This window comes from Pseudomonas sp. TE3911 (assembly GCF_054062775.1).
Genome location: NZ_JBSSFP010000001.1, coordinates 520679 through 532487, shown reverse-complemented (window position 1 = coordinate 532487; position 11809 = coordinate 520679). Strand labels below are relative to the sequence as shown.

The window sequence follows — 11809 nt, the reverse complement described above, 5'->3', positions numbered from 1 at the left end:
TTCAGCCCTGTGCGTCAGCCGGTCGCCCCGCTAGAATCGGCGACTGCCTTGAGGAGTCGTACATGCTGCCTTTATTACTCGCTTCCAGCTCGGTTTATCGCCGGGAATTGCTCAGTCGCCTGCACCTGCCATTCATCTGCAGCTCGCCGGATATCGACGAAAGCCATGCTGCAAATGAGTCCGCCATCGAGCTGGTCAAGCGCCTGGCCGAAGCAAAGGCGCGCGCCCTCACCGCCAGCCACCCAGGACACCTGATCATCGGTTCAGACCAGGTCGCCGCACTGGAAGGCCGCATCATCGGCAAACCTTACACTTTCGAAAATGCGCGTGAGCAGTTATTGGCCGCCAGCGGCAAGCGTGTCAGCTTCCTCACCGGCCTGGCCCTGCTGAATAGCGAGACGGGGCACTGCCAGGTCGACTGCGTACCCTTTACCGTGCACATGCGCGAGCTGGATGCAGCGCGCATCGAGCGCTACCTGCGTGTCGAACAACCATATGACTGCGCGGGCAGCTTCAAGGCGGAAGGGCTGGGCGTGAGTTTGTTCCAAAGCACCGACGGGCCAGATGCGACCAGCCTTGTCGGCTTACCGCTGATTCGCTTGGTAGATATGCTACTCAGCGAAGGCGTGCAACTCCCTTAAGAACACCGCATACCAAATACGGGAGAGGGTTTTCCCCGCTAGAAGCGTATCAGCCAACCTTGGATTGACTGATCCACCGCTACCGGGGGCAAGTCGAATCGTCGCACCGCCCCTCCTACATTTTGACCTACGACAGACTTGAGATATTAGCGCAGCGTCGGCCCCTGGAAGCCCATGTAAAGCGCCAGCTTCTCAGCCACGCTGGCACCGAGCTTCTTGGAGAAGCGATCAAACGGCGATTCCTCAACCGTGAAATCCACCAACTCCTTCTCGCCAATCACATCCCGCGCCACCGAACTGGCACTGCCCAGGCCATCGATCAAACCCAGCGGCAACGCCTGCTCACCGGACCACACCAACCCCGAGAACAGCTCGGGATGATCTTTATCCTTCAGACGATCCCCGCGCCCCTGCTTCACGCTGGCGATGAACTGGCGATGAGTGGTATCCAGCACGCTCTGCCAGAATTGGGTTTCATCGGGCTTTTGCGGCTGGAACGGATCCAGAAACGCTTTGTGCTCGCCCGAGGTGTAGGTGCGGCGCTCAACACCCAGCTTCTCCATAGTGCCAACAAACCCATAACCGGCCGCCGTCACACCAATGGAGCCCACAAGACTGGCCTTGTCGGCATAGATCTGATCAGCGGCACTGGCGATGTAATAAGCACCCGAAGCACCCAGATCGGAAATCACGGCGTACAGTTTGATATCCGGGTGCAGGCCACGCAGGCGGCGAATCTCGTCATACACATAACCCGATTGCACCGGGCTACCGCCCGGGCTGTTGATGCGCAGGATCACCCCTTTGACCTTGGGATCTTCGAACGCAGCACGCAGGCTGCCGACGATGTTATCGGCGCTTGCCGGCTCCTTGTCGGCAATTACACCGCGCACCTCGATCAGCGCGGTGTAGTTCGCGCCACGGGTTGCACTCTTTTCCATATCCATCAGCGGACTGAGCAGCGCCAGCATGAGCAACAGATAAGTAAAGGTCAGCAGCTTGAAGAAAATCCCCCAGCGCCGCGCACGACGCTGCTCCTGGACGCTGGCCAGGAGCGTCTTCTCCAGCAGCTTCCAACTCTTGTCGTCACCGCTTCCAGCCTTTTCAGGCGCTTTCCACTCGTCACTCATGCCATCAACCCCAGCAAAAACTTATTGAGCCCGACCGAGCCAGGCCTGCAATTCAGAAAAATGATCAATCGTGACCCTAGGCTCGTATTGCTGTAACGCCTCAGCGGACTGGGCACCATAGCTGACTGCAACGCTGTCCATGCCGGCGTTGCGCGCCATCATCAGATCGAAGGAAGCATCACCCACCATCAGCGCCTCACGCGGCGACACGCCGCAATGGGCAAGGATCTGCTCCAGCATCAGAGGGTGAGGTTTGCTGGCGGTTTCATCCGCAGCACGGGTGATGTCGAAGTAATCTTCCCAACCATGAGCCTTGAGCACCCGATCCAGCCCGCGACGAGCCTTGCCGGTAGCAACTGCCAAGTGGTAGCCCTGCGCCCGGAACGCCGCCAGCGATTGCACAACGCCCTCAAACAGCGGCGAAGGCTCTGCCTCCAGCGCAATGTAGTGATCGGCGTAATGCTCGCGAAACGCTGTCAGTTCAGCGTCACTGATTTCGGGATACAGGGTACGGATGGCTTCAGGCAGCCCCAGACCAATAATGCCCTTGACCGCCTGATCGCTGCACAACGCAAAGCCTGAACGGGTGGACGCCATGTGCATCGACTCGACAATGCGACCAATGGAGTTGGCCAGCGTCCCATCCCAATCAAAAATCAGCAGCTTGTAATCAAGGTGCGACACTCAAACGCTCCACGGTCTTGGCCCACATCTCATCGACAGGCGCCTGCAACTTCAGCTCGCCACCATCAGGCAGCGGCACAGTCAGCATGTAGGCATGGAGAAACAGGCGCTTACCGCCCAAGTCTCTAATTTCCTTGGAAAAGTCTTCGTCGCCGTACTTGGTATCACCGGCAATGCAATGGCCCGCATGCAAGGTATGCACGCGAATCTGGTGGGTACGCCCTGTGACCGGTTTGGCCTCGACCAGGGTGGCGAAGTCACCGAAGCGGCGCAGCACCTTGAACAGGGTCAGGGCTTCTTTACCCTCCTCGTCCACTTCGACCATGCGCTCGCCCGAGCGCAGATTGCTCTTCTGAAGCGGCGCGCGAACGCTTTTGATTGAGCTGGCCCAGTTGCCACGCACCAACGCCATGTAGCGCTTGTCCACGCCATCACCCCGCAGGGCGGTGTGCAGGTGCCGCAACATGCTGCGCTTCTTGGCGATCATCAACAGGCCGGAAGTATCGCGATCCAGGCGATGGACCAGTTCCAGCTCCTTGGCATCCGGGCGCAACTGGCGAAAGGCTTCGATCACCCCAAACGTTAGGCCGCTGCCACCATGCACAGCAATACCACAGGGCTTGTTGATCACGATTAGTTTGTTGTCCTCAAAGACAATCGACGCCTCAAGGCGCTGCAGCAGCCCTTGCGCGAGGGGAACAGGCTCGTCCCGCTCAGGCACGCGCACTGGCGGCACACGGACGATATCGCCCGCCTGCAGCTTGTACTCGGGCTTGATACGACCCTTGTTCACGCGCACCTCGCCTTTACGCAAGATGCGGTAAATCAAGGTCTTGGGCACGCCTTTGAGCCTGGCCAGGAGAAAGTTGTCGATGCGTTGGCCGGCATATTCCGGCGAGACCTCAAGCAGCTGGACGCTGGGGGTCTGGGGGGCGGTAGTCGTCATGGCGGCGATGATAACAATTTTTTATGGAATTGAAGCACTTAATCATTACTGCTATAGTCGCGAACGCCGCCAAAAGCGGCCTGGACAGAGGACTTGCGGCAAGCTGCCGGCCCTGACCATCGCAATTCATCAGGACGCGAGGCCGTCCTACGGGGCTTTCGCCACCCTGGAAGGTTCGAGATTGTAACAAGCGCAGGTGACATGAGGCCTGAAGCGAGTGCAGAAAGCAGAGTGAATACTCGCATTCTGCGCCGATATTTACGGCCAGTTCACAAAGTGCAGTCAGTCTTGTGCCAGACCACGGCGAATGCTTCGGAAACAACGCCTGTTAAGAGCTGAGTGAGAGCGCAGTCGCCCACATTCAGTCTTGTTTAGCCATGAGCGTGAACTCCCCATTGGAGTACACGGTAAATGCCAACCCGCTGCGGATTCTGCGCGCGGCAGCACCCGAATTATCAGGGATACGTGTAGGGTGGAGATGCACAACCGTCGGACCGTGTAGCACTAGGCTTATATTTAGACGCTTCATCTCGTCCACAGTCGCCGGTTGATTCCTCCTCCTGACCTTAGCTTTTGTTGAAGTGGTGCCTTTGTCACCACCGCTAACAAGCAGGACGCGTCCGTCGCGATACCGGCCCAATTGGCCGATTTTGCTGGACACTGGAGTGGCCAACCACTCTTGACGCACCTGACACCGACCGTGAGAAGTCGTGTGTGCCGAACGCCGTTTCCGGCAGCCCGGAAACCGACGGTACAACATGAAAAGAATGCTGATTAACGCAACTCAACCCGAAGAGTTGCGTGTTGCACTGGTAGATGGCCAACGCCTCTACGACCTGGACATCGAATCCGGTGCACGCGAGCAAAAGAAGGCCAACATCTATAAAGGCCGTATTACTCGCATCGAACCAAGCCTTGAGGCTGCCTTTGTCGATTTCGGCTCCGAGCGCCACGGCTTCCTGCCCCTCAAAGAAATCTCCCGCGAATACTTCAAGAAAGCCCCCGAAGGCCGCGTGAACATCAAGGACGTCCTGAGCGAAGGCCAGGAAGTCATCGTCCAGGTCGAAAAAGAAGAACGTGGCAACAAGGGCGCCGCCCTGACCACCTTCATCTCCTTGGCCGGCCGTTACCTGGTGCTGATGCCGAACAACCCACGTGCTGGCGGCATTTCCCGCCGCATCGAAGGCGAAGAACGCAACGAACTGCGTGAAGCGCTGAACGGCCTGATCGCACCGGCCGACATGGGTCTGATCGTTCGCACTGCCGGCCTGGGCCGCAGCAGCGAAGAAATGCAGTGGGACCTCGACTACCTGCTGCAACTGTGGACCGCTATCAAAGAAGCGTCCCTGGATCGTTCCGCGCCGTTCCTGATCTATCAGGAAAGCAACGTGATCATCCGCGCCATCCGCGACTACCTGCGCCAGGACATCGGCGAAGTGCTGATCGACAGCGTTGAAGCCCAGGACGAAGCCCTGACCTTCATCCGCCAGGTGATGCCGCAGTACGCCAGCAAGATCAAGCTGTACGAAGACAGCGTTCCGCTGTTCAACCGCTTCCAGATCGAAAGCCAGATCGAGACCGCTTTCCAGCGCGTCGTCGAACTGCCTTCCGGTGGCTCCATCGTGATCGACCCGACCGAAGCACTGGTGTCCATCGACATCAACTCGGCGCGCGCCACGAAGGGTAGCGACATCGAAGAAACCGCCCTGCAGACCAACCTGGAAGCGGCTGAAGAAATCGCCCGCCAACTGCGCCTGCGTGACATCGGCGGCCTGATCGTGATCGACTTCATCGACATGACCCCAGCCAAGAACCAGCGCGCCGTGGAAGAGAAAGTCCGCGAATGCCTGGAAGCTGACCGTGCCCGCGTGCAAGTCGGCCGCATCTCGCGCTTCGGCCTGCTGGAAATGTCCCGTCAGCGCCTGCGTCCATCCCTGGGCGAGAGCAGCGGCATCGTCTGCCCGCGTTGCAACGGCACCGGCATCATCCGTGACGTTGAATCGCTGTCCCTGGCGATCCTGCGCCTGATCGAAGAAGAAGCCCTGAAGGACCGCACCGCCGAAGTCCGCGCGCAAGTGCCGATCCCGGTCGCCGCTTTCCTGCTGAACGAAAAACGCAACTCGATCACCAAGATTGAACTGCGCACCCGTGCCCGTATCGTCATCCTGCCGAACGATCACCTCGAAACGCCGCACTTCGAAGTACAGCGCCTGCGTGACGACAGCCCGGAAGCCCACAGCGGCCAGTCCAGCTACGAAATCGCTGCTGCCGCTGCCGAAGTGGAAGAAGTCCAGCCAGCCGCCGCGACCCGCACTCTGGTTCGCCAGGAAGCTGCTGTGAAAACCGCGCCAGCCCGTGCCAACGCACCAGTGCCGGTTGAAGCTGCCGCACCGGTTGCTGCACCAGCCGCCCTGCCTGAGCCGAGCCTGTTCAAAGGCCTGGTGAAATCGCTAGTCAGCCTGTTCGCTACCAAAGAAGAGCCTGTGGCCCCGGTTGTAGTTGAAAAACCAGCCTCCGAGCGCCCGGCACGTAACGAAGAACGTCGCAACGGCCGTCAGCAGAGCCGCAACCGCAACGGTCGCCGTGACGAAGAGCGCAAGCCGCGCGAAGAACGGGCACCGCGTGAAGAACGCGCACCACGTGAAGAGCGTGCGCCTCGTGAAGCACGTGAAGAAACACCAGCCGTAGCCCGTGAAGAACGCGCACCGCGTGAAGAGCGCGCACCTCGCACCCCACGTGCTCCGCGTGAAGATCGCAAGCCACGTGGCGAGCGTGAGGAACGCGTACGTGAACTGCGTGAGCCGCTGGACGCTGCGCCAGCCGTTGCTGCTGCCGCTGCTGCGACTACCGAAGAGCGCCCGGCCCGCCAGCCGCGTGAAGAACGCGCCCCCCGTGAAGAGCGCCAGCCGCGCCCTCCGCGTGAAGAGCGTCAACCACGCGCCGAGCAAGCTGCTTCCGCCAGCGAAGAGGAAGAAGTACTGACCGGCGAAGAGCAACTGCAGGAAGATGGTCAGGACAACGCCGAAGGCGATCGTCCTCGCCGCCGCTCCCGTGGTCAGCGTCGTCGCAGCAACCGTCGCGAGCGCCAGCGTGATGCCAACGGCAACGTAATCGAAGGCTCGGAAGAGACCGGCGAGAACGCTGAGGGCGCAACCAACGAAGCTAACGAACCGACGGGTGTCGAACTGGCTGCCGGCCTGGCCGTTACTGCTGCCGTTGCCAGCTCGGTCATCAGCGCTCCTGCTGAAGCCCAGGCTCACGAGCAAGCTGAACGCGCTACTGCAGCCGTTGAAGAAACCGCTGCTGTAGAAGCACCAGTTGCCGAGACCCCAGCGGTTGAAGCATCGGTCGTTGAGGCCCCCGCTGTTGAGGCAACTACCCCGATCGAAGCCCCAGTGGTTCCGGAAGTGGAAGTAGCCCCGGTTCGCGACGCCCAGCCAGAAACCGAAGCGGTCGCCATTGAACCTGCGCCGGTTGTTGAACCTCAGCCAGTGGTTGAAGCCGTAGTTGAAGCTCCGGCTGTCGAAGAAGCTGCCCCAGCGGTGCGTGAAGTTCGCGAAGAACAGACCGCCTTCCAGTGGACTGCCGAACCTGCCGCCCCGGTCGAAGCTCCCGCGCCAGCGCCTGTTGTAGAAGAAGCGCCAGCACCGGTGGTTGAAGTCGTGGTTGCCGAGCCTGCACCAGTGGCTGTTGAAGCCCCGGTTGTTGCTGAAGTTGAAGCACCCGTGGTTGAAGCTGCTCCTGCCAGCGCCTTGAGCGAAAACGGCCGTGCGCCGAACGATCCACGTGAAGTGCGTCGTCGCCGCAAGGAAGCTGAGGCAGCCGCCGCTGCTGCTGCCGCCGCCGCTCCGGCTGTAGTCGAAGCTGTCGAAGCGCCTGCTCCGGTTGCTGAAGCCGTGGTAGAGCACAAGGCCCTGGAAGAAGAGCACGAGCCTAAACCCCTCGTCTGATTCCATCAGCCACTAAAAAGCCCCGCCTGAGTGATCAGGCGGGGCTTTTTTTTGTCTGCCGGTCAGCGGTAATGCAATAACGCGGGCACATCCACATCCCACAAAACACCGGAATCCTCCACCCGCACCTCCTTCAAAACAGCCTGTACAAATAACGCTTTGGCACCACGATCGCCACTCAGCGCCATCAAGGCGGGCCCAAATGCACGGGCAAAGGCAACCGGGTGGCCATACTGACCGGCATGTACCGGCACATTGATGCTATCCAGGCCGTCTATCACGCGCTCGATCGTCGACGCTTGAATAAACGGCATATCCCCCAGTACCACCAGCCAACCCTGCGCCGAAGCACTGGCCGCGACAGCTGCGGCAATACTGTCGCCCATGCCAGCCGACTGCAGCAGCAAGACCTTGCAGCTATACACCTTCGCCAACCGAATGACCTCCGAACGATCTGGCGAGGTCACCACCCAGCGCTCCACTACGTCTGCCGGCAGATTCAACAGCACCTGCTCGATCACCGGTCGCGTCACGCCATCGCGACCTACACAGAGCGCCAGCAATTTATCCTGGTCGGCCCCAGCTTCTGCGCGAAAGCGGCTGCCCTGCCCTGCCGCCAGCACAATCGCCGTCACGGTCACTCAGCTACCACCGGCAAAGGCTTTTTCTGCATAGGCGCCACGCCGTTCTTGATTGCGACAATTTCCGCCATCAGCGACAGCGCGATTTCCGCCGGCGTATGGCTGCCGATATGCAAACCAATCGGCCCATGCAAGCGGGCAATCGCCTCCGCCGACAAACCCAGTGCGGCGAGGTTTTCACGGCGCTTCTGGGTATTGACCCTTGAACCTAGCGCGCCGATATAGAAGGCATTGGAATTCAACGCCGTCAGCAACGCCATGTCATCCAGCCGCGGGTCGTGTGTGAGGCAGACAATCGCCGTGCGTTCGTCGGTCTGGATATTCAATACTGCCTCATCAGGCATACCCGGCACAAAGCGGCCATGTTGCTCTTCCCAGCCATACACGAACTCTTCGCGCGGGTCGCAGATCAGCACTTCGAAATCCAGCAAACGCGCCATTTCCGCCACATAGCGCGACAGTTGCCCGGCGCCGATCAGCAGCAGGCGCCAGCGTGGTCCATAGATGGCGCGCAAGCGTTCACCGTCGAAACTCACCACATCAGTCTTGCTCGCGCCGCTCAGGGTCACTTCGCCGCTTGCCAGGTTTAGCTCCCGAGCAACAATCTGATGATCCTCGCAGCGCGCCAGTAACTTCTCTACCCAGCCCCAGTCATCCACCCTCTCCTCGGTCAAGCGCAGCGTGCCGCCGCACGGCAACCCAAAACGCGCAGCTTCGTCGCGTGTAACGCCGTAGGTCACCATCTGCACCGGCGGGCCGTCATGAGGCAAGCGGCCGTCCTGCAACCGCGCGATCAAGTCATCCTCGATGCAACCACCGGAAACCGAGCCAATCACCACGCCGTCGCCCCGCAGGGCTAGCATTGCCCCCGGCGGACGCGGTGCACTGCCCCAAGTCTGGACCACGCTGTACAACACCACTCGCTGTCCAGCGCGGCGCCATTCCAGCACGCTGCGCAGGACATTCAAATCCACACTGTCCATTCAGTCTCCCGCCAGCGTTGTTGATGAAGTATTCATTTACTGTAAAGCAAAGCGATTCAAAAGTGGCCGAGCAGAAACGCAAACGCCCCGAACCAGTCGGGGCGTTTGCGTATAGCTGCTAGCGTGGGCTCACGCCTTCAGCGGCTTACTTGACGACAGGTGCAGGGCCTTCGGCCACGCCCAGGTCATCGATTTCGCGGGTTTCGGAGATACCGGTACCGCCAGACGCCAGCTCGCTTTGCAGCTTGTCGGTGTCCAGTTCCTTGACCCACTTAGCCACAACGATGGTGGCAACGGCGTTACCGACCAGGTTGGTCAGTGCGCGGGCTTCGGACATGAAGCGGTCGATACCCAGGATCAGCGCCAAGCCGGCAACCGGCAGGTGGCCTACAGCCGACAAGGTTGCAGCCAAAACGATGAAGCCACTACCGGTCACGCCAGCAGCGCCTTTGGAGGACAGCAGCAGCACCAGCAGCAGAGTGATCTGGTGGGTGATGTCCATGTGGGTGTCAGTCGCTTGAGCGATGAACACGGCAGCCATGGTCAGGTAGATCGAAGTACCGTCAAGGTTGAAGGAGTAGCCAGTCGGGATTACCAGACCTACTACGGATTTCTTGGCACCCAGACGCTCCATCTTGATCAGCATGCGTGGCAGTGCGGACTCGGAGGAGGAAGTACCCAATACGATCAGCAGCTCTTCACGGATGTAGCGGATCAGCTTGATGACGCTGAAACCGTGAGCGCGGCAGATACCGCCCAGCACCACCAGCACGAACAACAGGCAAGTGATGTAGAAGCAGATCATCAGTTGGCCCAACTGCACCAGCGAGCCTACACCGTAGGCACCGATGGTGAACGCCATGGCGCCCAGGGCACCGAGTGGCGCGAGCTTCATGATCATGTTGATGATGTTGAACATCACGTGGGCGAAGCGATCGATGAAGTCCAGCACCGGCTTGCCGTAGGCACCCAGGCGATGCAGGGCAAAACCGAAGATCACCGAGAACATCAGCACTTGCAGGATGTCGCCGTTGGCGAAGGCGCCGACGATGGTGTTCGGGATCACGTTAAGCAGGAAGCCAACGATGCTCTGGTCTGCGCCAGCAGTCACATAGGCAGCGACTTTGGAAGCGTCCAGGGTCGCTACGTCGATGTGCATACCGGCGCCCGGTTGCACGACGTTCACCACGATCAGGCCGATCAGCAGGGCGACGGTGGAAACGATTTCGAAGTACAGCAGCGCGTAGCCGCCGGTTTTGCCGACCGATTTCATGCTTTGCATGCCAGCGATGCCGCTGACAACGGTGCAGAAGATGATCGGGGCGATGACCATTTTGATCAGTTTGATAAACCCGTCACCCAGTGGCTTAAGGGCCACACCGGTTTGCGGGTAGAAGTGACCGAGCAAAATACCGATAACGATTGCAACGATCACCTGGAAATACAGGGATTTGTAGATTGGCTGACGAGTCGTCATTGCAAAATTCCTCAATCGTCCCGTGTGGCAAATATCCGCCATTGCCCACGACACTTGAATTGCGAACCCTCCTGCACTGGAGGGATTTGTTGTTTGCGAAGCCTGTAGGTCCAGGCCTGCGCTGTAATCCTTATCGCAAACGCCGTGCCACTTTGCTCAAAAGCCCTAAAGGCCTTTAGGCATCAGGGCTGATCGTTTTCAGACGCCTCGCCAGGCGCCAAATCGGTTGGCGAATTTCCGCCACCGCACCCAATCGCGTCCTACAATTTGGCGGATATCCGCCTTGTCGCCTTGCCAGGTGCTGACTACCATCCGCCATTCCATGGACGAGGGCCCCGCATGCGTGAACGCACCATCGCCAGTCACTACGCACGGGCCGCCCTGGGCGGAGCGCGTCGGGCCGGTTACGATTATTCGGGCCTGCTGCAACAGTTGGGCATCACCCCCGAGCAGTTGACTGAACCTCGCGCCCGCATTGCGCCGGAGCAATTTACCCGGTTGCTCCAGATGCTTTGGCTGGCGTTGGACGACGAATACCTGGGCTTTGCCGACGGTCCGAGCAAACGTGGCACTTTCGCCATGATGTGCCATGCGTTGATCCACTGCCGCACGCTGGAGAAAGCCCTGGAACGCGGCTTATTATTTTATAGCCTATTCCCACAAGGCCCGCGTTGGCAGCTCACACGGGAAGGCGAAATGGCCCGCCTGAGCCTGGATGACTCCCAACTGTGGGACCCGGATCACTTCCTCAGCGAATGCCTGCTGGTGATCTGGCACCGCCTGGGCAGTTGGCTGATCGGCCAGCGCATCCGACTGCACCAGGCCACGTTCAGCTACCCGATGCCGGCCCACTCCAGCGAATATGACCTGCTGTTCCCCTGCGACCGGGTGTTCGGTTCGCCGAACAGTAGCCTGGTGTTCCCTGCCCGCTACCTGAACATGCCGCTGCTGCAGGATGAGCGCACCCTCAAGCACTTTCTGGAGCGCTCTCCCGCTGACCTGCTGTCACGCCCGGATGAAGGCGATAGCTTGAGCAGTCAGTTGCGACGCCTACTGAGCCGCGATCGCACGCCGTGGCCGGATCTGGAAGCCGTCGCTCAGCACTTGCACATCAGCCCACAAACCCTTCGCAGGCATTTGCGCGAAGAAGGCACCAGCTTTCAGGCGCTCAAAGATGAGTTGCGGCGGGACATCGCCATCTACCATCTGGGACGGGCGGATTTGTCGTTGCAGGAGATTGCCGAGCAGTTGGGATTTTCCGAACCGTCGGCATTTCATCGGGCGTTCAAGAAGTGGACAGGGTTAACGCCGGGGGCCTATCGCGCACGGGAGAGTTAGAGAGGCGTTGTGTGTGAGG

At 59.9% G+C, this 11809-nt stretch carries 9 protein-coding genes; 3 read left to right on the top strand and 6 right to left on the bottom strand.

Translation table 11 applies throughout. The features are described 5' to 3' along the window. Window positions 1-62: 62 nt before the first annotated feature. Window positions 63-641 carry a Maf family protein gene (locus ACVWXD_RS02500; protein ID WP_457370644.1) on the top strand — a complete coding sequence of 193 codons (579 nt, stop codon included), beginning with the start codon at window positions 63-65 and terminating at the stop codon, window positions 639-641. Window positions 642-787: 146 nt separating this feature from the next. Here ACVWXD_RS02500 and ACVWXD_RS02495 read toward each other — a convergent pair whose 3' ends face one another. From ACVWXD_RS02495 to rluC, 3 genes are read right to left on the bottom strand one after another with little or no spacing between them, the layout of a single operon-like run. Beyond that, complete coding sequence (locus ACVWXD_RS02495) at window positions 788-1771, bottom strand: S49 family peptidase (RefSeq protein ID WP_260367647.1); 984 nt, start codon at window positions 1769-1771, stop codon at window positions 788-790. 21 nt (window positions 1772-1792) lie between these two features. Further along, the gene (locus ACVWXD_RS02490; protein WP_457370643.1) at window positions 1793-2455 is read right to left on the bottom strand and encodes an HAD-IA family hydrolase; all 663 of its coding nucleotides are present in this window, start codon (window positions 2453-2455) and stop codon (window positions 1793-1795) included. Continuing rightward, window positions 2442-3401 carry a 23S rRNA pseudouridine(955/2504/2580) synthase RluC gene (gene rluC, locus ACVWXD_RS02485; protein WP_032886795.1) on the bottom strand — a complete coding sequence of 320 codons (960 nt, stop codon included), beginning with the start codon at window positions 3399-3401 and terminating at the stop codon, window positions 2442-2444. Before rluC ends, ACVWXD_RS02490 begins: the two co-directional genes overlap by 14 nt. A gap of 758 nt (window positions 3402-4159) precedes the next feature. Between rluC and rne the strand changes: the two genes are divergently transcribed. Then, window positions 4160-7351 carry a ribonuclease E gene (gene rne / locus ACVWXD_RS02480; protein WP_457370642.1) on the top strand — a complete coding sequence of 1064 codons (3192 nt, stop codon included), beginning with the start codon at window positions 4160-4162 and terminating at the stop codon, window positions 7349-7351. Between the two features lie 62 nt (window positions 7352-7413). Here the strand turns inward: rne and ACVWXD_RS02475 are convergent, their stop codons facing one another. From ACVWXD_RS02475 to ACVWXD_RS02465, 3 genes are all read right to left on the bottom strand, one after another. Further along, window positions 7414-7992, bottom strand: a complete 579-nt coding sequence (locus ACVWXD_RS02475; protein ID WP_401384487.1) for a nucleotidyltransferase family protein — start codon at window positions 7990-7992, stop codon at window positions 7414-7416. Next, window positions 7989-8975: an XdhC family protein gene (locus ACVWXD_RS02470; protein WP_401384490.1), complete on the bottom strand. Its 987-nt coding sequence runs from the start codon at window positions 8973-8975 to the stop codon at window positions 7989-7991. The genes ACVWXD_RS02475 and ACVWXD_RS02470 overlap by 4 nt, the downstream gene beginning before the upstream one ends. A 145-nt stretch (window positions 8976-9120) precedes the next feature. Further along, the gene (locus ACVWXD_RS02465) at window positions 9121-10452 is read right to left on the bottom strand and encodes a dicarboxylate/amino acid:cation symporter (protein ID WP_032886791.1); all 1332 of its coding nucleotides are present in this window, start codon (window positions 10450-10452) and stop codon (window positions 9121-9123) included. 339 nt (window positions 10453-10791) lie between these two features. On the opposite strand from ACVWXD_RS02465, the gene ACVWXD_RS02460 reads away from it, so the two are divergent. After that, on the top strand, window positions 10792-11790 hold the full coding sequence (locus tag ACVWXD_RS02460) for an AraC family transcriptional regulator (protein WP_032886790.1): 999 nt from the start codon (window positions 10792-10794) through the stop codon (window positions 11788-11790). Window positions 11791-11809 lie beyond the last annotated feature (19 nt).

Bases quoted from the DNA above. Each gene is read 5' to 3' on its own strand.
- ACVWXD_RS02500 (WP_457370644.1), top strand. From the start codon at position 63: ATGCTGCCTTTATTACTCGCTTCCAGCTCGGTTTATCGCCGGGAATTG.
- ACVWXD_RS02495 (WP_260367647.1), bottom strand. From the start codon at position 1,771: ATGAGTGACGAGTGGAAAGCGCCTGAAAAGGCTGGAAGCGGTGACGAC.
- rluC (WP_032886795.1), bottom strand. From the start codon at position 3,401: ATGACGACTACCGCCCCCCAGACCCCCAGCGTCCAGCTGCTTGAGGTC.
- rne (WP_457370642.1), top strand. From the start codon at position 4,160: ATGAAAAGAATGCTGATTAACGCAACTCAACCCGAAGAGTTGCGTGTT.
- ACVWXD_RS02470 (WP_401384490.1), bottom strand. From the start codon at position 8,975: ATGGACAGTGTGGATTTGAATGTCCTGCGCAGCGTGCTGGAATGGCGC.
- ACVWXD_RS02465 (WP_032886791.1), bottom strand. From the start codon at position 10,452: ATGACGACTCGTCAGCCAATCTACAAATCCCTGTATTTCCAGGTGATC.
- ACVWXD_RS02460 (WP_032886790.1), top strand. From the start codon at position 10,792: ATGCGTGAACGCACCATCGCCAGTCACTACGCACGGGCCGCCCTGGGC.